This window comes from Pseudomonas sp. p106 (assembly GCF_003936645.1).
Classification (GTDB): domain Bacteria; phylum Pseudomonadota; class Gammaproteobacteria; order Pseudomonadales; family Pseudomonadaceae; genus Aquipseudomonas; species Aquipseudomonas putida_E.
The window spans coordinates 233468-258890 of sequence record NZ_RHQR01000002.1 but is presented as its reverse complement, the minus strand read 5'-3'; the positions used below and the strand labels follow the sequence as shown (position 1 = coordinate 258890).

Genomic DNA, 25423 nt, shown 5'->3' with positions numbered 1-25423 from the left:
GTTCCCACTCCCACAAGGACAGTGCCCATGGAAAAGCGAGCAATTATCATGCTGGTTGCCGGCCTCGCCGGCGCAGCGCCCCACGCACCGGCAGCTGAACTGCCAGGACGCATTGCAACCGTCGAACATCACACTGCAGCGTGTTTTACCCCTGAAACCTCCGTCAACTGTGAAGTATCGGCAGTGGTTGAGAGCAATGGAAAACTGCTCTTGGCCAACGACAAACGCTTGCCTGCCACGGGGGGGCCGGCCCTGTTCACGCTTGACCTTGAGCAGGGCAAAATCAGTGGTGAGCCTGCGGTGCTGCCTGGGGATGCGTTAAAAGAAGCCGATAAATACGAGGCGCTGACGAAGACGCTGGATGGCCGATACATCATCGCCAGCACCGCCTTCAACAAAGCCGGTACCCAACAAGATCCACGTGCTGACACACTCAGCACCCTCTTGTACTGGCCCGTGGACGATCCTGAAGCTGCAAAACCCTTGTCGCCCTCATCACGAGGCGGGGTAACAAGCTCAATTAGACTGCGCAAACAGATCAGCGAAGCCATTGGTGCGCCTTACTTTCAAATCGAAGGCATTACCATGGCGCCGAGCGAACCGGCGCACGAAAAAGCGGCAGATGGCCAACTGATCATCGGCATTCGCAAACAGGGAAACAGCAGTGCTGACTCGTATTTCGGCTTTCTACTTATTTCAGCGCATGTGAAGTTCAATAATGGAACCATGGAGCTTGTGGAGGCGTTCAAAACCATCCAGAACTTCAACCTCCAGGCGCAAGGCAAGACACTCGGGCTATCAGGTATCGAGTATGACCGGTTCAACAAAGACAGACTCTACGCAGTGACCAGCTTCGAGCAGCAATCCGTTGATGCTGCGGGCAAAAAATCCACTGAAATAGGTGGTTTTCTATGGGCCGTACCGTTCACAGCGGGGAAGCCGGGCACGCCCAAACTTCTGACACGCGAAGACGGCAGTGCGCTGGTGTTCAGCAACAAGCCCGAAGGTGTAGAGGTCCTGGATGCGCACCAGATCATCGTTGTTCACGACGATGACCGCGTTGAGGTGACAACCTCCGAGGCAGGCATCAAACGGGGTGATAATGAGTTTGCCTACAGCAAGATCATTTTCCCGTAAACCCACCCTTGGCCTACCCTGACGCCGGGAGGCCTTTTTTGAGGTTTTCACGCCCTTGACAATATGGATGGGCGCCGCATTCCACTCGCTATGCCTCCAACGGCGCCCCCACACTCCAAAGGCATCAGCACAAACCGCAAAATAAGGTCTACGCTTGCGACAGCGCAGCAGTACGCCTGGCCATCAGTGCCATGCGCTGACGCGCCCTGGCGTGTGGCAGGCTGCCTGCACCCGGCGCCTGCCTCCTGGTACTGTCGAGCCGCCTGCCCCACCCGCTCATCAGCCGGTCATCGCTAAATCGATAAAGTATTGACCCAGAGCGGCACAAGCCGCACCGCAAGCTGCTAGAACACGAGTCTTTCGCATTTGCAAGCAGAGGGAAATTGCCAGACGAGCTTTACAAGCCACGGAACAGTCAATCAAAAGCACCAGAACAAATGCTATTAATTATCATTACTAAAGTTGCACTTCGTTACTCTTTGCAAGAAACATAATTGACAAAAACGCACGCAATGCCCGAATTTCAAGGCTTTCAGCCAGTTACGAGCGGACTTTGTTCTTAATCCTACGAATAAATTTGCGACAGAAATTTTACTTGCACCGGGTTTACCCATAAAATCAGCGCGATTGATTCAGCTGCGACATTTGGTCACTGCACCTGCGACACCACGTCGCCGCTCTACTTATTTCAGACTGCAGAGCTGGGTCTCTGTATAAGGATCTCTAGCATGTCCGATTCGGCAGGACTCATCGCCCACAACTGGGGCTTTGCCATCTTCCTCCTGGGTGTCGTCGGCCTGTGCGCCTTCATGCTCGGCCTGTCCAGCCTGCTCGGTAGCAAGGCCTGGGGCCGCGCCAAGAACGAACCCTTCGAATCCGGCATGCTGCCCGTCGGCAGCGCCCGCCTGCGCCTTTCCGCCAAATTCTATCTGGTCGCGATGCTGTTCGTGATCTTCGATATCGAAGCCCTCTTTCTCTTTGCATGGTCTGTGTCCGTCCGCGAAAGCGGCTGGACCGGATTCGTCGAAGCGCTCGTTTTCATAGCAATTCTGTTGGCAGGTCTTGTCTACCTTTGGCGCGTCGGGGCACTTGATTGGGCTCCCGAAGGTCGCCGCAAGCGGCAAGCGAAGCTGAAACAATGAGGCTTTGGCAATGCAATACAATCTCACCAGAATCGATCCGGATGCGCCCAACGAGCAGTACCCGGTCGGCGAACGGGAAACCGTTACCGACCAGCTGCTAGAGGACCAGGTCCACAAGAACATCTACATGGGGAAACTCGAAGATGTGCTGCGTGGCGCGGTCAACTGGGGGCGCAAGAACTCCCTCTGGCCGTACAACTTCGGCCTGTCCTGCTGTTACGTGGAAATGACCACGGCCTTCACGGCGCCCCACGACATCGCCCGCTTCGGCGCCGAAGTCATCCGGGCCTCGCCGCGTCAGGCCGACTTCATGGTCATCGCCGGTACCTGCTTCATCAAGATGGCGCCGATCATCCAGCGCCTGTATGAGCAGATGCTCGAACCCAAATGGGTCATCTCCATGGGCTCGTGCGCCAACTCCGGCGGCATGTACGACATCTACTCGGTCGTTCAGGGGGTCGACAAGTTCCTCCCTGTGGACGTCTATGTGCCTGGCTGCCCGCCACGCCCTGAAGCTTTCCTGCAAGGCTTGATGCTGCTGCAGGAGTCGATCGGCCAAGAACGACGCCCGCTTTCCTGGGTCGTTGGTGATCAAGGTATTTACCGTGCCGAGATGCCAGCCCAGAAAGACCTGCGTCGTGAGCAGCGCATTGCCGTAACCAACCTGCTCAGCCCCGACGAAGTCTGATCCAGCGACCTGCCGCCCGCTCCCGAAGGAGCCGGCGGCCTGGCTTCATTCTTAACGTTGACCCAAAGCGACCGAGACCATGACAGCGGACAACGCTATTTTCATTCCGCCTTACAAGGCTGACGACCAGGATGTGGTCGTCGAACTGCACAACCGTTTTGGCGCCGAAGCATTCGTCGCCCAGGAAACCCGCACCGGCATGCCCGTGCTGTGGGTCAAGCGCGCCCAGCTCAAAGAGGTGCTCAGCTTCCTGCGCGGCGTCACCAAGCCATACAGCATGCTGTATGACCTGCACGGTGTCGACGAACGCCTGCGCACACAGCGTCGCGGCCTGCCTGCCGCCGATTTCAGTGTGTTCTACCACCTGATGTCGGTCGAGCGTAACAGCGACGTGATGATCAAGGTGTCGCTCAGCGAAGGCGACCTGAACCTGCCGACCGTGACCGGCATCTGGCCAAACGCCAACTGGTACGAGCGCGAAGTCTGGGACATGTTCGGCATCGACTTTGCCGGCCACCCACACCTGAGCCGCATCATGATGCCGCCGACCTGGGAAGGCCACCCGCTGCGCAAGGACTACCCTGCCCGCGCCACCGAGTTCGACCCCTACAGCCTGACCCTGGCCAAGCAGCAGCTTGAAGAGGAATCGGCACGCTTCAACCCGGAAGCCTGGGGCATGAAGCGTCAGGGCGCCAACGAGGACTACATGTTCCTCAACCTGGGCCCCAACCACCCGTCTGCCCACGGTGCGTTCCGTATCGTCCTGCAGCTGGACGGCGAAGAGATCGTCGACTGCGTACCGGACATCGGCTACCACCACCGTGGTGCCGAGAAGATGGCCGAGCGCCAGTCCTGGCACAGCTTCATCCCCTACACCGACCGTATCGACTACCTGGGCGGGGTGATGAACAACCTGCCGTACGTCCTGGCGGTAGAAAAGCTGGCAGGTATTCAGGTACCGCAGAAGGTCGACGTGATTCGCATCATGCTCGCCGAGTTCTTCCGCATCACCAGCCACCTGCTGTTCCTGGGTACCTACATCCAGGACGTCGGCGCCATGACTCCGGTGTTCTTCACCTTCACCGACCGCCAGCGCGCCTACACCGTGATCGAAGCGATCACCGGTTTCCGCCTGCACCCGGCCTGGTACCGCATCGGCGGCGTCGCTCACGACCTGCCGCGTGGCTGGGACAAGCTGGTCAAGGACTTCGTCGACTGGCTGCCCAAGCGCCTGGACGAATACACCAAGGCCGCCCTGCAGAACAGCATCCTCAAGGGCCGTACTATCGGTGTGGCTGCATACAACACCAAAGAAGCGCTGGAATGGGGCACCACCGGTGCCGGCCTGCGCGCCACCGGCTGCGACTTCGACCTGCGTAAAGCGCGCCCGTACTCCGGCTACGAGAACTTCGAGTTCGAAGTGCCGCTGGCCCACAACGGCGATGCCTACGATCGCTGCATGGTCCGTGTCGAGGAGATGCGCCAGAGTATCCGCATCATCGACCAGTGCCTGCGCAACATGCCGGAAGGCCCGTACAAGGCGGATCACCCGCTGACCACGCCGCCGCCGAAAGAGCGCACCCTGCAGCACATCGAAACCTTGATCACGCACTTCCTGCAAGTCTCGTGGGGCCCGGTCATGCCGGCCAACGAGTCGTTCCAGATGATCGAAGCGACAAAGGGCATCAACAGTTACTACCTGACGAGCGATGGCGGCACCATGAGCTACCGCACCCGGATCCGCACCCCGAGCTACCCGCACCTGCAGCAGATCCCTTCGGTGATCAAAGGCAGCATGGTCGCCGACCTCATCGCGTACCTGGGCAGTATCGACTTCGTTATGGCTGACGTGGACCGCTAAGCATGAACAGCACGCTTATCCAGACAGACCGTTTCGCCCTGAGCGAAACCGAGCGCTCGGCCATCGAGCACGAGATGCACCACTACGAGGACCCGCGCGCGGCGTCCATCGAAGCCCTGAAGATCGTCCAGAAGGAACGCGGCTGGGTGCCGGACGGCGCCATCTACGCCATCGGCGAAGTGCTCGGCATCCCTGCCAGCGACGTCGAGGGCGTGGCCACCTTCTACAGCCAGATTTTCCGCCAGCCTGTCGGCCGCCACATCATTCGTGTGTGCGACAGCATGGTCTGCTACATCGGCGGCCACGAGTCGGTGGTCAGCCAGATCCAGAGCGAACTGGGCATCGGCCTGGGCCAGACCACCGCGGACGGTCGCTTCACCCTGCTGCCGGTGTGCTGCCTGGGCAACTGCGACAAGGCCCCGGCGCTGATGATCGATGACGATACCTTTGGCGACGTGCAGCCTGCTGGCGTTTCCAAGCTGCTGGAGGGTTACGTATGACCATCACTTCCTTCGGCCCGGCCAACCGCATCGCGCGTTCGGCCGAAACTCACCCGCTGACCTGGCGCCTGCGTGACGACGGCGAGCCGGTATGGCTCGACGAGTACCAGGCCAAGAACGGCTACGCTGCCGCCCGCAAGGCACTGGCAGAAATGTCCGCCGACGACATCGTGCAGAGCGTCAAGGACTCCGGCCTCAAGGGCCGTGGCGGCGCGGGCTTCCCCACTGGCGTGAAGTGGGGCCTGATGCCCAAAGACGAATCCATGAACATCCGCTACCTGCTGTGCAACGCGGACGAAATGGAGCCCAACACCTGGAAAGACCGCATGCTGATGGAGCAACAGCCCCATCTGCTGGTCGAGGGCATGCTGATCAGCGCCCGCGCCCTGAAGGCCTACCGCGGCTACATCTTCCTGCGTGGCGAGTACACCACTGCGGCGAAGAACCTCAACCGCGCCATCGATGAAGCCAAGGCTGCCGGCCTGCTGGGCAAGAACATCCTCGGCTCGGGCTTCGACTTCGAGCTGTTCGTGCACACCGGTGCCGGGCGCTACATCTGCGGTGAAGAAACCGCACTGATCAACTCGCTGGAAGGCCGCCGCGCCAACCCGCGCTCCAAGCCGCCCTTCCCTGCCGCCGTGGGTGTGTGGGGCAAGCCGACGTGCGTGAACAACGTCGAGACCCTGTGCAACGTGCCGGCCATCGTCGCCAACGGCAACGACTGGTACAAGTCGCTGGCCCGCGAAGGCAGCGAGGACCACGGCACCAAGCTGATGGGCTTCTCCGGCAAGGTGAAGAACCCGGGGCTGTGGGAGCTGCCGTTCGGCGTGACCGCCCGTGAGCTGTTCGAAGACTACGCCGGCGGCATGCGCGACGGCTTCAAGCTCAAGTGCTGGCAGCCAGGCGGCGCCGGTACCGGTTTCCTGCTGCCCGAGCACCTCGACGCGCAGATGTACGCCGGCGGCATCGCCAAGGTCGGCACCCGCATGGGTACGGGCCTTGCCATGGCGGTCGACGACAGCGTCAACATGGTTTCGCTGCTGCGCAACATGGAAGAGTTCTTCGCCCGCGAATCGTGCGGCTGGTGCACCCCCTGCCGGGACGGCCTGCCGTGGAGCGTGAAAATGTTGCGTTCCCTGGAAAATGGCCAGGGCCGTGCCGAAGACATCGAGACCCTGCTGGGTCTGGTGAACTTCCTCGGCCCAGGCCGTACCTTCTGCGCTCACGCACCCGGTGCCGTCGAGCCGCTGGGCAGTGCCATCAAATATTTCCGCTCGGAGTTCGAGGCCGGTGTGGCGCCTGAAAGCGCTGGCACCCTGCGCCCGAACCTGGCAAAGCCGATTGTAGTCGGCGCATAAAAAGATAGAACGCGGGTGGTCCGTGCCACCCGCCAGCCTGCAGGCCGGCCCGAACGATTCGCGGCAGGCCGCAGGCTTACAGATTTCCATTAGCCACGCCCGCTCACGCGGGCCAACGAAGAACTTTGAACAATGGCCACTATCCACGTAGACGGCAAAGCGCTCGAAGTCAACGGTGCAGACAACCTGTTACAGGCGTGTCTGTCGCTCGGCCTCGACATCCCCTATTTCTGCTGGCACCCGGCGCTTGGAAGCGTTGGCGCCTGTCGGCAGTGTGCGGTCAAGCAGTACACCGACGAGAACGACACCCGTGGTCGTATCGTCATGTCCTGCATGACCCCTGCCTCCGACGGCACCTGGATTTCCATCGACGATGACGAATCCAAGGCATTTCGCGCCAGCGTCGTCGAATGGCTGATGACCAACCACCCGCACGACTGCCCGGTGTGCGAGGAAGGCGGCCACTGCCACCTGCAGGACATGACGGTAATGACCGGCCACAACGAGCGCCGCTACCGTTTCACCAAGCGTACCCACCAGAACCAGGACCTCGGCCCGTTCATCGCTCACGAGATGAACCGCTGCATCGCCTGCTACCGCTGCGTGCGCTACTACAAGGACTACGCAGGCGGCACCGACCTGGGTGTCTATGGCGCCCACGACAACGTGTACTTCGGCCGCGTTGAAGACGGCGTGCTGGAAAGCGAATTCTCCGGCAACCTGACCGAGGTCTGCCCGACCGGCGTGTTCACCGACAAGACCCACTCCGAGCGCTACAACCGTAAGTGGGACATGCAGTTTGCCCCGAGCATCTGCCACGGCTGCTCCAGCGGCTGCAACATCAGCCCGGGCGAGCGCTACGGCGAGCTGCGCCGGATCGAAAACCGTTTCAACGGTTCGGTCAACCAGTACTTCCTGTGCGACCGTGGCCGCTTCGGTTACGGCTACGTCAACCGCACCGACCGCCCACGCCAGCCACGCCTGGCCGATGGCACCAAACTGGGCCTGGACGCCGCCCTGGACAAGGCCGCCGACCTGCTGCGCGGCCGTACCATCGTAGGTATCGGCTCGCCCCGCGCCAGCCTGGAAAGCAACTACGGCCTGCGCGAGCTGGTCGGTGCCGACTACTTCTACTCGGGTATGGAAGCCGGTGAGCTGGCCCGCGTACGTCTGGCCCTGGACGTGCTGAACAACAGCCCGCTGCCAGTGCCGACCCTGCGCGACATCGAAGACCACGACGCGGTGTTCGTGCTCGGCGAAGACCTGACCCAGACCGCCGCCCGCGTTGCCCTGGCCGTGCGCCAGGCCACCAAAGGCAAGGCTGAAGCCATGGCCGAGGCCATGAAAGTGCAGCCCTGGCTCGACGCCGCGGTGAAGAACATCGGCCAGCACGCGCTGTACCCGCTGTTCATCGCCAGCCTGGCTGAAACCAAGCTGGACGACGTTGCCGAAGAATGCGTGCACGCCGCCCCCGCCGACCTGGCGCGCATCGGTTTCGCTGTGGCCCACGCCATCGACCCGAGTGCCCCGGCCGTTGCAGGCCTGGACGACGAAGCCCTGGCCCTGGCCAAGCGCATCGCCGACGCCCTGGTCGCCGCCAAGCGTCCGCTGGTGGTTGCCGGTACTTCGCTGGCCGACCCGGCGCTGATCCAGGCTGCCGCCAACATCGCCAAGGCCCTGAAGCTGCGCGAGAAAAACGGCTCGCTGAGCCTGGTGGTACCTGAGGCCAACAGCCTCGGCCTGGCCATGCTCGGTGGCGAGTCCGCCGATGCCGCGCTGGATGCGGTCATCAGCGGCAAGGCCGACGCCATCGTGGTGCTGGAAAACGACCTGTACACCCGCGTACCGGCCGCCAAGGTCGATGCCGCCCTGGCAGCTGCGAAGGTCGTGATCGTCGCCGACCACTCCAACACAGCCACCCTGGAGCGTGCCCACCTGGTGCTGCCGGCGGCCTCGTTCGCCGAAGGCGACGGTACCCTGGTCAGCCAGGAAGGCCGTGCCCAGCGCTTCTTCCAGGTGTTCGACCCGCAGTACCTGGACAGCAGCATCCTGGTCCACGAAGGCTGGCGCTGGATGCACGCCCTGCGTGCCACCCTGCTGAACAAGCCGGTCGACTGGACCCAGCTGGACCACGTCACCAGCGCCTGCGCCGAAGCAGCCCCGCAACTGGCCGGCATCGTCAACGCGGCGCCTTCTGCAGCGTTCCGCATCAAGGGCATGAAGCTGGCCCGTGAGCCGCTGCGCTACTCCGGCCGTACCGCGATGCGCGCCAACATCAGCGTGCACGAGCCACGCACCCCGCAGGACAAGGACACCGCGTTCGCCTTCTCCATGGAAGGCTACTCGGGCTCCGCCGAACCGCGTCAGCAGGTGCCGTTCGCCTGGTCGCCGGGCTGGAACTCGCCGCAAGCCTGGAACAAGTTCCAGGACGAGGTCGGTGGCCACCTGCGTGCCGGTGACCCGGGCGTGCGCCTGATCGAATCGCAAGGCGATCGCCTGACCTGGTTCAACACCATTCCGGGCGCCTTCAACCCGGCCCGTGGCACCTGGACCGCAGTACCGTTCTTCCATCTGTTCGGCAGCGAAGAAAGCTCTTCGCGCGCTGCACCGGTTCAAGAGCGCATCCCTGCCGCCTACGTGGCACTGGCCAAGTCCGAGGCCGACCGCCTGGGCGTCAACGAAGGCGCGCTGCTGAGCCTGAACGTGGCCGGTGTGGCCCTGCGCCTGCCGCTGCGCATCAATGAAGAACTGGGCGCTGGCCTGGTCGCGCTGCCCAAAGGCCTGGCCGGCATCCCGCCGGCCATCTTCGGTGCATCCGTCGAAGGTCTGCAGGAGGCAGCACAATGAGCTGGTTCACCCCCGAAGTGATCGATGTGATCATCCAGGTCGTCAAGGCTATCGTGGTGCTGCTGGCCGTAGTGGTCTGCGGCGCCCTGCTCAGCTTCGTCGAGCGCCGCCTGCTGGGCTGGTGGCAGGACCGCTACGGTCCTAACCGTGTCGGCCCGTTCGGCATGTTCCAGATCGCCGCCGACATGCTGAAGATGTTCTTCAAGGAAGACTGGAACCCGCCCTTCGTCGACAAGATGATTTTCACCCTGGCGCCGGTCGTGGCCATGAGCGCGCTGCTGATCGGCTTCTCGATCATTCCGATCACGCCGGGCTGGGGCGTTGCCGACCTGAACATCGGCCTGCTGTTCTTCTTCGCCATGGCCGGCCTGTCGGTCTACGCCGTGCTGTTTGCCGGCTGGTCGTCGAACAACAAGTATGCCCTGCTGGGCAGCTTGCGCGCCTCGGCACAGACCGTCTCGTACGAAGTGTTCCTGGGCCTGGCGCTGATGGGCGTGGTGGTACAGGTGGGCTCGTTCAACATGCGTGACATCGTTGAATACCAGGCCCAGAACCTGTGGTTCATCATTCCGCAGTTCTTCGGCTTCTGCACCTTCTTCATCGCCGGCGTTGCCGTGACTCACCGTCACCCCTTCGACCAGCCAGAAGCGGAACAGGAACTGGCCGACGGCTACCACATCGAGTATGCCGGCATGAAATGGGGCATGTTCTTCGTCGGTGAGTACATCGGCATCATCCTCATCTCGGCGCTGCTGGTGACCCTGTTCTTCGGTGGCTGGCACGGCCCGTTCGGCATCCTGCCGCAAGTGCCGTTCCTGTGGTTCGCGCTGAAAACCGCGTTCTTCATCATGCTGTTCATCTTGCTGCGCGCTTCGATCCCGCGCCCACGCTATGACCAGGTGATGGACTTCAGCTGGAAGTTCTGCCTGCCGCTGACCCTGATCAATTTGCTGGTGACCGCTGCGATCGTGCTTTACAACACGCCAGCCGTCGCGGCCCAGTGAGGATTTGACCCATGTTCAAATATATCGGCGACATCGTTAAGGGCACCGGCACTCAGCTGCGCAGCCTGGCAATGGTGTTCTCCCACGGGTTCCGCAAGCGCGACACCCTGCAGTACCCCGAAGAACCCGTGTACCTGCCGCCGCGCTACCGCGGCCGTATCGTCCTCACTCGCGACCCCGACGGCGAGGAGCGCTGCGTAGCGTGCAACCTCTGCGCGGTGGCCTGCCCGGTCGGCTGCATCTCGCTGCAGAAGGCCGAGACCGAGGACGGCCGCTGGTACCCGGAGTTCTTCCGCATCAACTTCTCGCGCTGCATTTTCTGCGGCCTGTGCGAGGAGGCGTGCCCGACCACCGCAATCCAGCTGACTCCGGATTTCGAAATGGCCGAGTTCAAGCGTCAGGATCTGGTGTACGAGAAAGAAGATCTGCTGATCTCCGGCCCCGGCAAGAACCCTGACTACAACTTCTACCGTGTTGCGGGTATGGCGATCGCTGGCAAGCCGAAAGGCTCTGCACAGAACGAAGCCGAGCCGATCAACGTGAAGAGCTTGCTCCCATAAGGACAGAAAGATGGAATTCGCTTTCTACTTCGCATCCGGGATCGCCGTGGTCTCCACCCTCCGGGTGGTCACTGGCACCAACCCCGTGCACGCCCTGCTCTACCTGATCATTTCGCTGATTTCCGTGGCAATGATCTTCTTCGCCCTGGGTGCGCCGTTCGCCGGCGCCCTGGAAGTGATCGCCTACGCCGGCGCCATCATGGTGCTGTTCGTCTTCGTGGTGATGATGCTCAACCTGGGGCCGGCCTCGGTCGCCCAGGAACGCGGCTGGCTCAAGCCCGGCATATGGGCAGGGCCGGTGATACTCGGCACCCTGCTGCTGCTTGAGTTGCTGTACGTGCTGTTCGTCACCCCGAGCGGTGCCGGCATCAGCGGCACCACCGTGGGCCCGAAAGAAGTGGGCATCAGCCTGTTCGGCCCGTACCTGCTGGTGGTCGAACTGGCCTCGATGCTGCTGCTCGCCGCAGCCGTCACCGCCTTCCACCTGGGCCGCAACGAGGCGAAGGAGTAAATCATGGGTGCTATCCCTCTCGAGCATGGTCTGGCGGTCGCCGGCATCCTGTTCTGCTTAGGTCTGGTTGGCCTGATGGTCCGCCGCAACATCCTCTTCGTGCTCATGAGCCTGGAAGTCATGATGAACGCCTCTGCCCTGGCGTTCGTCGTCGCCGGTGCCCGTTGGGTCCAGCCCGACGGCCAGGTGATGTTCATTCTGGTGATCAGCCTGGCAGCCGCCGAGGCCAGTATCGGCCTGGCGATCCTGCTGCAGCTGTATCGCCGCTTCCACACTCTCGACATCGATGCTGCCAGTGAGATGCGCGGATGAACCTTCTCTTCCTGACTTTCGTCTTCCCCCTGATCGGCTTTTTGCTGCTGTCGTTCTCGCGCGGGCGGTTCTCGGAGAACCTGTCCGCCCTGATCGGCGTCGGCTCGGTCGGCCTCTCGGCCGCCGTGGCGGCCTACGTCATCTGGCAATTCAATGTCGCCCCGCCTGAAGGCGGCGCGTACAGCCAGCTGTTGTGGCAGTGGATGTCGGTGGACGGCTTCGCGCCGAACTTCACCCTGTACCTGGACGGCCTGTCGGTCACCATGCTTGGCGTGGTCACCGGCGTAGGCTTCCTGATCCATCTGTTCGCCTCCTGGTACATGCGTGGCGAAGCCGGTTACTCGCGCTTCTTCTCGTACACCAACTTGTTCATCGCCAGCATGCTGTTCCTGATCCTGGGCGATAACCTGCTGTTCATCTACTTCGGCTGGGAAGGCGTGGGCCTGTGCTCTTACCTGTTGATCGGTTTCTACTACAGCAACCGCAACAACGGTAATGCAGCACTCAAGGCTTTCATCGTCACCCGTGTCGGCGACGTGTTCCTGGCCATCGGCCTGTTCATCCTGTTCGTCCAGCTCGGCACCCTGAACGTGCAGGAGCTGCTGGTGCTGGCACCGCAGAAATTCCAGGCGGGCGACACCTGGATGGTCCTGGCAACCCTGATGCTGCTGGGTGGCGCGGTCGGTAAATCGGCCCAGCTGCCGCTGCAGACCTGGCTGGCCGATGCGATGGCAGGCCCTACCCCGGTTTCGGCACTGATCCACGCCGCCACCATGGTAACCGCAGGCGTATACCTGATCGCCCGTACCAACGGCCTGTTCCTGCTGGCCCCGGACATCCTGCACCTGGTCGGTGTGGTCGGTGGCGTGACCCTGGTGCTGGCCGGTTTCGCCGCGCTGGTGCAGACCGACATCAAGCGTATCCTCGCCTACTCGACCATGAGCCAGATCGGCTACATGTTCCTGGCGCTGGGCGTGGGTGCCTGGGACGCGGCAATCTTCCACCTGATGACCCACGCCTTCTTCAAGGCCCTGCTGTTCCTTGCTTCGGGTGCGGTGATCGTTGCCTGCCACCACGAGCAGAACATCTTCAAGATGGGCGGCCTGTGGAAGAAACTGCCGCTGGCCTACGCCAGCTTCGTGGTCGGTGGTGCCGCCCTGGCCGCCCTGCCGATCCTGACCGTAGGCTTCTACTCCAAGGACGAGATCCTCTGGGAAGCCTTCGCCAGCGGCAATACCGGCCTGCTGTACGCCGGCCTGGTCGGTGCGTTCATGACCTCGCTGTACACCTTCCGCCTGATCTTCATCGCCTTCCACGGCGAAGCCAAGACCGAAGCCCACGCCGGCCACGGCATCAGCCACTGGCTGCCGCTGGGCGTGCTGATCGTGCTGTCGACCTTCGTCGGCGCCTGGATCCACCCACCGCTGGCAGGCGTGCTGCCTGAAAGCGCCGGCCATGCCGGCGGTGAAGCCAAGCACTCGCTGGAGATCGCCTCGGGCGCCATCGCCATCGCCGGTATCCTGCTGTCGGCCCTGCTGTTCCTGGGCAAGCGCCGCTTCGCCAGCGCCGTCGCCAACAGCAGCATCGGCCGCGTCCTTTCGGCCTGGTGGTTCGCCGCCTGGGGCTTCGACTGGATCTACGACAAGCTCTTCGTCAAACCTTACCTGCTGATCAGCCACATCCTGCGCAAGGACCCGGTTGACCGCAGCATCGGCCTGATCCCTCGGATGGCCCGTGGCGGCCACGTCGCCATGAGCAAGACCGAGACCGGCCAGCTGCGCTGGTACACCGCCTCGATCGCCGTCGGCGCCGTGCTGGTACTCGGCGCTGTGGTAGTGGCTGCGGTATGACTATGAATCTTGCGACTTTGCCAAAGGAAACCAACCCGTCATGATTTTGCCTTGGCTGATCCTGATCCCTTTCATCGGCGGCTTCCTGTGCTGGCTGGGTGAGCGCTTCGGCTCCACCCTGCCGCGCTGGATCGCGCTGCTGACCATGTCCCTGCTGCTCGGCATCGGCCTGTGGCTGTGGGGCACCGGCGATTACACCCTGGCCCCTGCACCGGGCGCCGAACCTGCCTGGGCACTCGAATACAAAGTCGAGTGGATCAAGCGCTTCGGCATCAGCATCCACCTGGCCCTCGATGGCCTGTCGCTGCTGATGATCCTGCTCACCGGCCTGCTCGGTGTGCTCTCGGTGCTGTGTTCCTGGAAAGAAATCCAGCGCCACGTCGGCTTCTTCCACCTCAACCTGATGTGGATCCTGGGCGGCGTGGTCGGTGTATTCCTGGCCCTGGACCTGTTCCTGTTCTTCTTCTTCTGGGAAATGATGCTGGTGCCGATGTATTTCCTCATCGCGCTCTGGGGTCACAGCTCGGCAGACGGCAAGAAGACCCGGATCTACGCCGCCACCAAGTTCTTCATCTTCACCCAGGCCAGCGGCCTGATCATGCTGGTGGCGATCCTTGGCCTGGTGCTGGTCAACTACAACACCACCGGCGTGCTCACCTTCAACTACAGCGACCTGCTCAAGGCCGAACTGCCGGCTGGCGTCGAGTACCTGCTGATGCTGGGCTTCTTCATCGCCTTCGCGGTGAAGCTGCCGGTGGTGCCGTTCCACTCCTGGCTGCCTGATGCGCACGCCCAGGCACCGACCGCAGGTTCCGTGGACCTGGCGGGCATCTTGCTGAAAACCGCGGCCTACGGCCTGCTGCGTTTCGCCCTGCCGCTGTTCCCGAACGCTTCGGCAGAGTTTGCCCCGATCGCCATGACCCTGGGCCTGATCGGTATCTTCTACGGTGCCTTCCTGGCCTTCGCGCAAACCGACATCAAGCGCCTGATCGCCTTCTCCAGCGTCTCGCACATGGGCTTCGTGCTGATCGGCATCTACTCCGGCAGCCAGCAGGCCCTGCAAGGCGCGGTGATCCAGATGCTGGCCCACGGCCTTTCGGCTGCCGCGCTGTTCATCCTGTCCGGCCAGCTGTACGAGCGCCTGCACACCCGTGACATGCGTCAGATGGGTGGCCTGTGGCACCGCATTGCCTACCTGCCCGCCATCAGCCTGTTCTTCGCCGCTGCATCGCTGGGCCTGCCAGGCACCGGCAACTTCGTCGGCGAGTTCCTGATCCTGATCGGCAGCTTCGCCAGCGTGCCGTGGATCACCGTGATCGCAACCACCGGCCTGGTCTTCGGCTCGGTCTACTCGCTGATCATGATCCACCGTGCCTACTTCGGCCCAAGCAAGAGCGACACCGTGCTGGCCGGCATGGACGGCCGCGAGCTGATCATGGTGCTGGGCCTTGCGGTGCTGCTGATCGTGCTTGGTGTGTACCCGCAGCCGTTCCTCGACACTTCTGCCGCCACCATGAGCGGTGTGCAGCAGTGGCTTGGCTCCGCTTTCACTCAACTCGCTTCGGCCCGGTAAGAGCGCTATGGAATTCACCACTCAACACTTCATCGCATTGGCGCCGATGCTGATCACCACCATCACCACGGTGGTGGTGATGCTGGCGATCGCCTGGAAGCGCAACCACTCGCAGACCTTCCTGTTGTCCACCGTGGGCCTGAACCTGGCCCTGCTGTCGATCCTGCCGGCGCTGAAGGTCGCGCCGCTGGCGGTCACTTCGCTAATCACCATCGACAAGTTCGCCTGCCTGTACATGGCGATCGTTCTGGTGGCCACGCTGGCCTGCGTCACACTGGCTCACGCCTATCTCGGTGAAGGCTCCAAGGGCTTCCCCGGCAACCGTGAAGAACTCTACCTGCTGCTGTTGATGTCGGCCCTCGGTGGCCTGGTGCTGGTCAGCGCCAACCACCTGGCCGGCCTGTTCATCGGGCTGGAGCTGCTGTCGGTGCCGGTCTATGGCCTGGTGGCGTACGCCTTCTTCAACAAGCGTTCGCTGGAAGCCGGCATCAAGTACATGGTGCTGTCGGCCGCAGGCTCGGCCTTCCTGCTGTTCGGCATGGCCCTGCTGTATGCCGATGCCGGTAGCCTGAGCTTCGACCAGATCGGCAAAGCCCTGGCCGCCACCAGCATGCCAAGCCTGGTCGCTCAGCTGGGCCTGGGCATGATGCTGGTCGGCCTGGCCTTCAAGCTGTCGCTGGTACCTTTCCACCTGTGGACCCCGGACGTCTACGAAGGCGCCCCGGCGCCAGTCGCCGCGTTCCTGGCCACCGCGAGCAAGGTCGCGGTGTTCGCCGTGGTCGTACGCCTGTTCATGCTCTCCCCTGCTGCCAGCAGCGGCGTGCTGAGCACCGTTCTGGCGGTGATCGCGGTCGCCTCGATCCTGGTCGGTAACCTGCTGGCGCTGACCCAGAGCAACCTCAAGCGTCTGCTCGGTTACTCGTCCATCGCCCACTTCGGCTACCTGCTCATCGCCCTGATCGCCAGCAAGGGCCTGGCCATGGAAGCGATGGGCGTGTACCTGGTCACCTACGTGATCACCAGCCTGGGTGCGTTCGGTGTCATCACCCTGATGTCCTCGCCTTACGGCGGCCGTGACGCCGATGCCCTGTACGAGTACCGCGGCCTGTTCTGGCGCCGCCCGTACCTGACGGCAGTGCTGACCGTGATGATGTTGTCGCTGGCCGGTATCCCGCTGACCGCTGGCTTCATCGGCAAGTTCTACATCATCGCCACTGGCGTCGAGTCGCACCTGTGGTGGCTGGTCGGTGCCCTGGTGATCGGTAGCGCCATCGGCGTTTACTACTACCTGCGTGTGATGGTCACCCTGTACCTGGTCGAGCCGAACCTGCGCCGCCACGATGCGCCGCTGAAGTGGGAACAGCGCACTGGCGGCGTCATGCTGCTGGCCATTGCCATTCTCGCCTTCGTACTGGGTGTCTACCCGCAGCCGTTGCTGGAAATGGTCCAGCAGGCTGGCCTGCAACTGATCGGCTGATCGAACAGGCAATAGCAAACACCCCGCTCATGCGGGGTGTTTTTTTATCTGCGCTGCAAACCGTGCCGGCTACGCTACCGTTCCGCTTGCCTGCCTGACGCAACATCGTCACTGCGGCGCAGTGCCGTCCTGCGTAAATCACTGCTGGCCGATGGCAAGTACACATCCGGATTAGGCATTCCACTGGGTGACAGTTCATGGGTCATTTCGAACTCGGCCCTCACCGACCAACCACACGCCTCCGTGGTGCATTGCAAATAGGCCACTCTAAGGAAAATATGGCGACCTTCGCTGGTGCGTATGCGCATCCGGCTATGGCAGTGAGGGCAGACCAGTTTGTAAGTACTCACGGTAGATACCTGTTAAGGCCGAGCAATGGCAGAAGCTGTAAGGTTGATCGTCCATTTGTGTCAGTATTGCCTACTGTATAAGAAAGGCTTTTCATCAAACTGCTGTTCATGCCGATAAAGTTCCTCATATTGCAGGGTTATTATTCATAACGAGTAGTTTAAGCCCAGGGAATGTCATTAAACCAGCAATGGATATCTGTTATGAGTAGCCGTTTTTTCGCCTCGGTGCTGGCCCGCCTCAAGCAACTTACCCAGTCCGAAAGCGACGCTCAGCTGGCCCGAGCGCTTGGTATAAGCCCGCAGACACTGAGCAGCTGGAAGGTACGCGAGAGCATTCCATACTCATTATGCGTAGATATGGCCCGGCAGCATGCCTGCTCGCTGGACTGGCTGCTGATGGGTGAGCGCGAGCGTACCTTGCACACCGGTGAAGGCTGGGAAGATGACATCCTCGAACGTTTGCGCAGCCTTTCATTCGCCGACCGCGAGGCCACGCTGCTGTACATCAAGGACAAACAGCGCATCCAGGAGCTGGAGAAGAAACTGGATGCACTCGCCTACCGTGAGCCGGACACCTCCGAAGGCTAACTGCGACGTCGCCAACGCTGCACGATTTCCCGAAGGTCCACCGAGTCCAGCCACACCATGACCTTGAGGCTGATCGGGACCACCACGACCGCCGCCACGAAAGCAGCCATGCCCCGGGAAAGCATGGGGGCCAAAGCTTGCAACAGCGGCTCGAACAGGTAGCCCACGCCAACGGTGAGAAGGGCCAGCAAGGCTTGCTTGCCCAACGTAAGCCGCTTGCGCGAAACGATGACCAGCCGATCACGTGCCGCGCTGACCAGTAAAGCGCCCAACACTGCACCGAAAAGCACCCGCCCGTCGCGCTCGAGCCACTCCACAACGCAGGACAGGGCACCATCAATCAATGCGACTTCAATCATGAGTGCCTCACTGCTCTGCAAGCATGCCGTAGCGAATGGCCTTGATCACGGCGGCGACCCGCGTGGATACATCGAATTTGCGCAGGATGTTGCCCACATGGAAATTTACCGTCGACTCCTGGCACTGCAGGATCCGACCGATTTCCCACGAACTCTTGCCATAGGCACACCACAGCAATACCTGCTGCTCTCTGGGGGTCAGGCGAATAGGCGTATCCGCTTGGCTATCTTCGATCTGTTGCGTGTTGGCACTCATCACCGAACTCCAAAAAATCATCGCCAGTTCACGTCAGCTATCGGGCTGACGCGGTAGGACTCCACCTTACGAATCCCAAAACACGTGTTCCATTCATACGGTTTGTAAATCGCCGTCCTACACACCCGTCCTCAAATGGCTGCTTTCAATTAAGTGAAACTCTCCGTGCTCTGCACGGCGTTTCGCTCGTCACAACGCCGTTGCCTGCCCTTTTCACCTGGAGTTGTACGATGCGCCCCGTGTTGCCCCCCTCACCTTGCCTTGGCCTTGTGGCCCTTTTCACAGTCGCCCAGCACGCGTCAGCTGCACCTGCGGTCGAACTGGGCGAAGTGCTGATCAGTGACGAAGCACATAGCGAACTGGAAGACGCCCGCGCGCGCCTGCAGGCAGTACCCGGCGCCAGCAACCTGGTGGACATGCAGCGTGTGGGGCAAGGACGGGTGGCCAGCAACCAGGACGTGCTGGCCTACCAGCCGGGGGTGTTCGCACAGTCTGCAGGTAACGATGGCATCAAGCTGTCCATCCGCGGGTCAGGCATCAACCGTGCGACCGGAGCCCACGGTTCAGGGGTGTACACGATGTTCGACGGCCTGCCGCTGACCGGCCCGGGCGGTACACCTTACGAGCTGTTCGAGCCGCTGTGGCTGAGCCGCGCCGAAGTGCTGCGAGGGGCCAACGGTTTCGATCAGGGCGCGCTGGCACTGGGTGGCGCAATCAACTATGTGACGCCTACCGGCTACGACGCCGCGCCACTGCAGGTGCGGTACGAGGCCGGCAGCCGCGGCTATCAGCACAGGCACGTCAGCTCGGGTCAGGTGTTGGGCAACCTCGACTACTACGTGGCCCTCACCGATTCGGAATACGACGGCTACCAGGCGCACAGCAGCGGCAGCGCCAAAGGCATCGCCACCAACGTGGGTTATCGCTTCAACCCCAACCTGGAAACGCGCTTCTACCTGCGCTACCGGGAAACCGAGAATGAGTTGGCCGGGCGCCTGACCAAGGACCAGATCAAGCACGACCCACGTGCCGCAAACGCCGCCTACCTGGCGCGCGACGACAGCCGGCCGCAACCGGGCAGTACCTGGGTGGCCAACAAGACCACCTTCTACCTTGAGGACGATGCCCGGGTGGAAGCCGGGCTGGTGTACCACGACTTCCCCATGGACCTGCGCGAAGGCCCGATGCGCCTGAAGGTCGCCTACACCGATGTCAGCGGCACCCTGAACTACATGCGCCGCGACACCTTGCTGGGCCATCAGAGCAACACCACCGTGGGCTGGCGAACCACCAAGCACCTGCCCAACAGCGGCGCCTCGCAGTTTGCCCGTACCACTGGCGACAACTTCGGCGCACGCAGCCGCGACTTCAGCTATCAGGGGTCGGATACTGTCCTGCATGTCGGCAACGATCTGGAACTGATCCCTGACCTGTGGCTGACCACTGGCCTGGCGATGATCTATACCCGCCGTGAAAGCGCAGTCACCTATCCGCAGAACGGTGGAAAGGTCAGCCAGCATGACTGGGACTACGCACCGCGCCTGGGCCTGCGCTACGACATCAACCCGCAACTGCAGGTGTATGGCAACCTGAGCCGGTCCGTCGAGCCACCCCACCCATGGTCACTGATCTGGAGCTCCACGGTCGCCACGCAGCCGATCGAACTGCAAAACCAGACAGCCACTACGCTGGAACTGGGCGCGCGCGGTGATTCGGCCCTGGGCCGCTGGGACCTGGCCTGGTACTACTCGCAAGTGCGCCATGAACTGTTGGCCGTTGAAATCGAGGCAGGCCTCCCGGCCAAGGAGGTCAATGCCAGCGCCACCGTGCACCAGGGCGTCGAAGCCGGCCTGGACAGCACCCTCTGGGAGCACCCTGGCACTGGCAAGCTCAGCTTGCGCCAGGCCTACACGTTCAGTGATTTCCACTACCGGGACGATGACACCTTCGGCGACAACCGCCTGCCTGGCATTCCCATGCATTACTACCAGGCCGAACTGCGCTACGACTGGCCAAGCGGCTTCCATGCCGGGGTCAACACGCAGATGGCGTCCAAGGTGCAAGTCGATTACGCCAACAGTTACCACGCCGATGCCTACGCCCTGCTCGGTGCGCGCCTGGGCTGGGACTCGCCGAAACAGGACTGGCAGACCTGGCTGGACCTGCGCAACCTGACCAACAAGCGCTATGCGGCGACGGTAACGCCTGGGTACGACGATGCAGGGCAAGACATTGCCCGGTCGACGCCAGGGGAAGGGTTTGGCGTATACGCCGGGGTTTCATACAGCTTGCGTTGAAACGCTGCAAGGGCTGCGTGGCAGCCCCTATTGAGGCAACTGCACCTGCGGCTTGGTCGCGGCGAAAATCCCCCAGCTCGACATGAACAGCGCCGCGATCAGCGGCCCGATCACAAACCCGTTGAGCCCGAATACGGCCAACCCACCCAAGGTGGACACCAGGATCAGGTAGTCGGGCATACGCGTATCCTTGCCCACCAGGATCGGCCGCAGCAGGTTGTCCACCAGGCCAATCACCAGCACGCCAAACGCGGTCAGGATCACCCCTTGCAAGATCGCCCCGGTCAACAGGAAATACGCCGCCACCGGTGCCCAGACGATCCCCGCGCCCACTGCCGGCAGCAGTGACAGAAACGCCATCATCACCGCCCAGACCAGCGCGCTGGGAATATCCAGCACCCAGAAGATGAAACCACCCAAGGCGCCTTGGGTGATCGCCACCAGCACATTGCCCTTCACCGTGGCGCGCACCACACGGTTGAACTTCAACTGCAGGCGGCGCTTCTGGTGCTCTGGCAGCGGCACGGCCAGGCGTACCCGCCGCGCCACGTCCGCGCCCTCACGCAGAAAGAAGAACAACAGGTAAAGCATGATGCCGAAACTGATCAGAAACTCGAAGGTGCCCTGGCCGAAACTGAAGGCCTGGGTGGCCAGCATCTCGCTGCCCTGGGTGGCCCATTTGGTGATCTTGTCGCGCAGCCCCTCCAGGTTGCCCATGCCCATGCTGTCCAGGCTGTGCTGCATGAAAGGCGGCAGCATGTTCATGCCGCGCTCGACATAGCCGGCGATATCCAGCTGCCCGCTCTCGATCCGCTGGTAAAGGGTGGCGCCCTCCTGCACCAGCAAGGCGCTGGTGATGATCACTGGCAAAATGGCCACCAACAGGCAAATCAGCAAGGTGGTCGCCGCCGCCAGGTTACGCCGCCTGCCAAAGCGCATCAGCAGGTTTCGCTGCAGCGGCGCGAACAGGATGCCGAGGATCACCGCCCAGAAGATGGCGCCATAGTACGGCAGCAGGATCCAGCCGAAGGCAATGGTCACCAGCGCCAGCAATACTGCCAGGGCCTTGTTCTGCAAAGCGGTTTGGTTCATGGCGGTTCCTCGTGAGTGCTGGACATTAGTGCACACCACTTTGGTAAAAGTGCCATGCCCACCTTGATTCAAATCAATACGCGCGACGCAGGCCGGCCTTAGCATCCGCGCCTTTGCCCCGGTGCGCACATGAACATCCCCGCCAAGCCTGAACTGCTGGCCCCTGCCGGCACCCTCAAGACCATGCGCTATGCATTCGCCTACGGCGCCGACGCGGTTTACGCCGGCCAGCCACGCTACAGCCTGCGGGTGCGCAACAACGAATTCGACCATGCCAACCTGGCGCTGGGCATCCAGGAGGCCCATGCACAGGGCAAGCGCTTCTACGTGGTGGTGAACATCGCGCCGCACAACGCCAAGCTCAAGACCTTTCTCAAGGACCTGGCGCCGGTGATCGACATGGCGCCCGATGCGCTGATCATGTCCGATCCCGGCCTGATCATGCTGGTGCGCCAGCACTTCCCGCAAATGCCTGTGCACCTCTCAGTACAGGCCAATACGGTCAACTGGGCCAGCGTGCAGTTCTGGCAGCAACTTGGCCTGAGCCGGGTGATCCTGTCGCGGGAACTGTCGCTCGAAGAGATCGGCGAAATCCGCCAGCACGTGCCTGAAATGGAACTGGAAGTGTTCGTCCATGGCGCCCTGTGCATGGCGTACTCTGGGCGCTGCCTGCTGTCGGGTTACCTCAACAAGCGTGATGCCAACCAGGGCACCTGTACCAACGCCTGCCGCTGGAAGTACAACGCTACCCCCGCTACCGAAAACGCTGCCGGCGACATCGTGCGAGAGGTCGAGCCGACGCTGGGCCTGGGCGCACCGACCGATCAGGTGTTCCTGCTGCACGAAAGCAATCGCCCCGGTACCGAGATGCCCGCCTTCGAGGATGAACACGGCACTTACATCATGAATGCCAAGGACCTGCGCGCCATCCAGCACGTCGAGCGGCTGGCGGCCATGGGCGTGCACTCCCTCAAGATCGAGGGCCGCACCAAGTCGCACTTCTACTGCGCCCGTGCGGTGCAGTCGTACCGCCAGGCCATAGACGATGCCGCTGCCGGGCGCCCCTTCGACAGGGCCCTGATGGACAACCTCGAATCGCTGGCCCAACGTGGCTACACCGAGGGTTTCCTGCGCCGCCATGTGCATGACGAGTACCAGAACTACCAGCGGAGCAATTCGCTGTCCGAGCGCCAGCAGTTCGTCGGCGAACTGACCGGTGCACGGGTGGACGGCCTGGCCGAGGTCAAGGTGAAGAACCGCTTCGCAGTAGGCGATCATCTGGAGCTGATGACCCCGCGCGGCGACTATCATTTCGACCTGCACAACCTGTACGGTCGCCAGCAGCAGGCCATCGACGTGGCGCCCGGGGACGGCCATGTGGTCTACCTGCCGATCCCGGAGCAGGTAGCGCTGGAATACGGCTTGCTGATGCGCGACCTGTGCCAGGACGAACTGGCTGACAAAGGTGTAATGTCCAGTTCAGCCAGCTGACAGTTGCTGGCCGATAGCATGCCAGCGCACATCGCGCCTGCAAGCGGCCTGCGCTATCCTGCAGCTCATTTGCATGGCGGGCGGGGCGCCCGCCTACCCATAGGAGTCGTTCGACCATGCTGCATAAACACCTGATCGCGCTCGGCCTGCTGGCCATCACCGGCCTGGCACAGGCTGGCGAGACCATCGACGTCTACCGCGACCCCAACTGTGGCTGCTGCAAGGCCTGGATCAGCCACCTTCGTGACAACGGCTTTACCGTCAACGACCATGTCGAGCCGAACATGAGCGCCGTCAAGCAGCGGCTCGGCGTGGCGCCGCGGCTGGCTTCATGCCACACCGGGGTGATCGACGGCAAGTTCGTCGAAGGCCACGTCCCGGCCGAGCAGGTGCGCCTGCTGGCCAAGCGCAACGACCTCAAGGGCCTGGCCGTGCCTGGCATGCCGGTGGGTTCGCCAGGCATGGAAATGGGTGATCGCAAGGACGCCTATCAAGTCATCGGGGTAACCCGGGATGGCCAGGACACCGTAGTCGCCAACTACTGATGCTGAGCCTCTGGGCGCTGTTTCTCAGCGCCTTTGGCGCCGCCACCCTGCTGCCACTGCAATCGGAGGCGGTGCTGGTGGGCCTGCTGCTGCGCCAACCCGACGCCTGGCTGACCCTGTTGCTGGTCGCCACCCTGGGCAACGTGCTCGGTTCGGTGGTCAACTGGTTGCTGGGCCGGGCCATCGAACACCTGCGCGACAAGCGCTGGTTCCCGTTCAGCGCCCGTCAACTCGAACGCGCCCAGCAACGCTATCAGCGCTGGGGGCAATGGTCGTTGCTGCTGAGCTGGATGCCAGTGATCGGCGACCCGTTGACCCTGATTGCCGGGATCATGCGTGAGCCGTTCTGGCGTTTCGTGCTGCTGGTCACGCTGGCAAAGGGCGGGCGTTACATGGTCGTAGCCGTGATTACCCTGGGTTGGTTTCATGCCTGGTAACACCTTTAACGTTTAAGGTGCCTGTGCGGCTGCTAAAGTCGCCAATTCCTACATGGTCCTACACGGAGTGCCCCCATGCTACGCGCAACCGCCCTGGCCTTTGCCTGCCTCATCGGCGCCCCCGCCATCGCCGCCGAAGCCCCCACCTACGGCAAGCAGCTCGAAGGCTTCAGCTACCCCCACCCCCTCAAGCATTTCGACTTCCAGTCCCAGGGGCAGAGCCTGCAGATGGGCTACATGGACGTGCCTGCCAAAGGCCAGGCCAACGGCCGCAGCGTGGTGCTGATGCATGGCAAGAACTTCTGCGCCGCCACCTGGGAAACCACCATCGATGCGTTGAGCCAGGCCGGCTACCGGGTCATCGCGCCCGACCAGGTCGGCTTCTGCACTTCAAGCAAGCCAGGGTATTACCAATACAGCTTCCAGCAATTGGCCAGCAACACCCATGCCCTGCTGGAGCAGTTGGGCGTCAAGCAAGCGATCATCCTCGGCCATTCCACCGGCGGCATGCTCGCCACCCGTTACGCGTTGATGTACCCACAACAGGTCGAGCGCCTGGCCATGGTCAACCCGATCGGCCTGGAAGACTGGAAGGCCCTCGGCGTGCCCTACCGCACGGTGGACCAGTGGTATGCCCGCGAACTCAAGCTCGATGCCGACGGCGTGCGTGAATACGAGCGCAAGACCTATTACGCCGGGCGCTGGAAACCTGAGTACGAGCGTTGGGTACAGATGCTGGCGGGGCTGAACAAGGGCCCTGGGCATGAAGCCGTGGCGTGGAACTCGGCACTGATCTACGACATGATCTTCACCCAGCCGGTGTACCACGAGTTCAAAGACTTGAAGATGCCAACCCTGCTGCTGATCGGCGACCAGGACAGCACGGCCATTGGCAGTGACATCGCACCGCCCGAGGTCAAGGCGCGGCTGGGCAAGTACAAGGAGCTGGGGCCGCACGTGGCCAAGCTGATTCCACAAGGCGAGCTGGTGACCTTCGAGGGCATGGGGCACGCGCCGCAGATCGAGGAGCCACGGCGCTTCAACAACACCCTGATCGAGTGGCTTGGGCGCTGAGGATATGATGGGGCGCATTGGGTGTCGGGGGCTGCCGGGGGCATGCCACGGGCATTTGCTGCGCCCTTTGGATTGAACGCCGCCCTCGCGGCGCATCGCGCCCCCCCCCGCATT

The 25423-nt window shown here is 62.4% G+C and carries 24 protein-coding genes; 20 read left to right on the top strand and 4 right to left on the bottom strand.

Annotation, left to right across the window (positions count from 1 at the left end; all coding sequences use genetic code 11):
* Positions 1-27 precede the first annotated feature (27 nt).
* The 14 genes from EGJ09_RS03745 to nuoN all read left to right on the top strand — a co-directional run bounded on the left by EGJ09_RS03745 (position 28) and on the right by nuoN (position 16820).
* Positions 28-1137: a hypothetical protein gene (locus EGJ09_RS03745; protein WP_196997822.1), complete on the top strand. Its 1110-nt coding sequence runs from the start codon at positions 28-30 to the stop codon at positions 1135-1137.
* A 728-nt stretch (positions 1138-1865) separates the two neighbouring features.
* Positions 1866-2279, top strand: coding sequence for an NADH-quinone oxidoreductase subunit A (locus EGJ09_RS03740; RefSeq protein ID WP_003251427.1), 414 nt, complete (start codon positions 1866-1868; stop codon positions 2277-2279).
* A gap of 10 nt (positions 2280-2289) precedes the next feature.
* Entirely contained in the window at positions 2290-2967 is a 678-nt protein-coding gene (locus EGJ09_RS03735) for an NADH-quinone oxidoreductase subunit B family protein (protein WP_125923255.1), read from the top strand.
* A gap of 79 nt (positions 2968-3046) precedes the next feature.
* Positions 3047-4828 carry an NADH-quinone oxidoreductase subunit C/D gene (gene nuoC, locus EGJ09_RS03730; RefSeq protein ID WP_125923254.1) on the top strand — a complete coding sequence of 594 codons (1782 nt, stop codon included), beginning with the start codon at positions 3047-3049 and terminating at the stop codon, positions 4826-4828.
* A 2-nt stretch (positions 4829-4830) separates the two neighbouring features.
* Positions 4831-5328 carry an NADH-quinone oxidoreductase subunit NuoE gene (nuoE, locus tag EGJ09_RS03725; RefSeq protein ID WP_012313767.1) on the top strand — a complete coding sequence of 166 codons (498 nt, stop codon included), beginning with the start codon at positions 4831-4833 and terminating at the stop codon, positions 5326-5328.
* The gene (nuoF, locus tag EGJ09_RS03720; protein WP_039602696.1) at positions 5325-6686 is read left to right on the top strand and encodes an NADH-quinone oxidoreductase subunit NuoF; all 1362 of its coding nucleotides are present in this window, start codon (positions 5325-5327) and stop codon (positions 6684-6686) included. Before nuoE ends, nuoF begins: the two co-directional genes overlap by 4 nt.
* A 132-nt stretch (positions 6687-6818) precedes the next feature.
* Entirely contained in the window at positions 6819-9533 is a 2715-nt protein-coding gene (nuoG, locus tag EGJ09_RS03715) for an NADH-quinone oxidoreductase subunit NuoG (protein WP_125923253.1), read from the top strand.
* Positions 9530-10537, top strand: a complete 1008-nt coding sequence (nuoH, locus tag EGJ09_RS03710; protein WP_012273297.1) for an NADH-quinone oxidoreductase subunit NuoH — start codon at positions 9530-9532, stop codon at positions 10535-10537. Before nuoG ends, nuoH begins: the two co-directional genes overlap by 4 nt.
* 11 nt (positions 10538-10548) lie before the next feature.
* Positions 10549-11097 carry an NADH-quinone oxidoreductase subunit NuoI gene (gene nuoI, locus EGJ09_RS03705; RefSeq protein WP_003251442.1) on the top strand — a complete coding sequence of 183 codons (549 nt, stop codon included), beginning with the start codon at positions 10549-10551 and terminating at the stop codon, positions 11095-11097.
* A 10-nt stretch (positions 11098-11107) separates the two neighbouring features.
* Entirely contained in the window at positions 11108-11608 is a 501-nt protein-coding gene (gene nuoJ, locus EGJ09_RS03700) for an NADH-quinone oxidoreductase subunit J (protein WP_012313764.1), read from the top strand.
* 3 nt (positions 11609-11611) lie between these two features.
* Positions 11612-11920: an NADH-quinone oxidoreductase subunit NuoK gene (gene nuoK, locus EGJ09_RS03695; RefSeq protein WP_003251446.1), complete on the top strand. Its 309-nt coding sequence runs from the start codon at positions 11612-11614 to the stop codon at positions 11918-11920.
* Positions 11917-13770 (top strand): NADH-quinone oxidoreductase subunit L, encoded by a 1854-nt coding sequence (gene nuoL, locus EGJ09_RS03690; protein ID WP_125923252.1) that lies wholly within the window; start codon positions 11917-11919, stop codon positions 13768-13770. Before nuoK ends, nuoL begins: the two co-directional genes overlap by 4 nt.
* Positions 13771-13810: 40 nt before the next feature.
* Complete coding sequence (gene nuoM / locus EGJ09_RS03685) at positions 13811-15343, top strand: NADH-quinone oxidoreductase subunit M (protein ID WP_046787247.1); 1533 nt, start codon at positions 13811-13813, stop codon at positions 15341-15343.
* A gap of 7 nt (positions 15344-15350) precedes the next feature.
* Positions 15351-16820, top strand: a complete 1470-nt coding sequence (nuoN, locus tag EGJ09_RS03680; protein WP_115275303.1) for an NADH-quinone oxidoreductase subunit NuoN — start codon at positions 15351-15353, stop codon at positions 16818-16820.
* Between the two features lie 74 nt (positions 16821-16894).
* On the opposite strand, the gene EGJ09_RS03675 is transcribed toward nuoN, so the two are convergent.
* Entirely contained in the window at positions 16895-17170 is a 276-nt protein-coding gene (locus EGJ09_RS03675) for an ogr/Delta-like zinc finger family protein (protein WP_080952154.1), read from the bottom strand.
* A gap of 201 nt (positions 17171-17371) precedes the next feature.
* On the opposite strand from EGJ09_RS03675, the gene EGJ09_RS03670 reads away from it, so the two are divergent.
* Positions 17372-17758, top strand: coding sequence for a helix-turn-helix domain-containing protein (locus tag EGJ09_RS03670; RefSeq protein ID WP_125923251.1), 387 nt, complete (start codon positions 17372-17374; stop codon positions 17756-17758).
* Here the strand turns inward: EGJ09_RS03670 and EGJ09_RS03665 are convergent.
* Both EGJ09_RS03665 and EGJ09_RS03660 read right to left on the bottom strand, forming a co-directional pair.
* Positions 17755-18117, bottom strand: a complete 363-nt coding sequence (locus EGJ09_RS03665) for a hypothetical protein (RefSeq protein ID WP_125923250.1) — start codon at positions 18115-18117, stop codon at positions 17755-17757. The two genes, EGJ09_RS03670 and EGJ09_RS03665, sit on opposite strands and share 4 nt — an antisense overlap.
* Positions 18118-18124: 7 nt before the next feature.
* Complete coding sequence (locus EGJ09_RS03660; protein ID WP_046787251.1) at positions 18125-18373, bottom strand: response regulator transcription factor; 249 nt, start codon at positions 18371-18373, stop codon at positions 18125-18127.
* A 230-nt stretch (positions 18374-18603) separates the two neighbouring features.
* On the opposite strand from EGJ09_RS03660, the gene EGJ09_RS03655 reads away from it, so the two are divergent.
* On the top strand, positions 18604-20670 hold the full coding sequence (locus tag EGJ09_RS03655) for a TonB-dependent receptor domain-containing protein (RefSeq protein ID WP_115275306.1): 2067 nt from the start codon (positions 18604-18606) through the stop codon (positions 20668-20670).
* Positions 20671-20697: 27 nt separating this feature from the next.
* Here EGJ09_RS03655 and EGJ09_RS03650 read toward each other — a convergent pair whose 3' ends face one another.
* Positions 20698-21762, bottom strand: coding sequence for an AI-2E family transporter (locus EGJ09_RS03650; protein WP_046787253.1), 1065 nt, complete (start codon positions 21760-21762; stop codon positions 20698-20700).
* Between the two features lie 129 nt (positions 21763-21891).
* Here EGJ09_RS03650 and yegQ point away from each other — a divergent pair, with 129 nt between their 5' ends.
* The 4 genes from yegQ to EGJ09_RS03630 all read left to right on the top strand — a co-directional run bounded on the left by yegQ (position 21892) and on the right by EGJ09_RS03630 (position 25309).
* Entirely contained in the window at positions 21892-23253 is a 1362-nt protein-coding gene (gene yegQ / locus EGJ09_RS03645; RefSeq protein WP_125923249.1) for a tRNA 5-hydroxyuridine modification protein YegQ, read from the top strand.
* A 116-nt stretch (positions 23254-23369) separates the two neighbouring features.
* Complete coding sequence (locus EGJ09_RS03640; RefSeq protein WP_115275308.1) at positions 23370-23798, top strand: DUF411 domain-containing protein; 429 nt, start codon at positions 23370-23372, stop codon at positions 23796-23798.
* Positions 23798-24235, top strand: coding sequence for a YqaA family protein (locus EGJ09_RS03635; protein WP_039604685.1), 438 nt, complete (start codon positions 23798-23800; stop codon positions 24233-24235). The genes EGJ09_RS03640 and EGJ09_RS03635 overlap by 1 nt, the downstream gene beginning before the upstream one ends.
* Before the next feature lie 75 nt (positions 24236-24310).
* On the top strand, positions 24311-25309 hold the full coding sequence (locus tag EGJ09_RS03630; RefSeq protein ID WP_125923248.1) for an alpha/beta fold hydrolase: 999 nt from the start codon (positions 24311-24313) through the stop codon (positions 25307-25309).
* Positions 25310-25423: the final 114 nt, after the last annotated feature.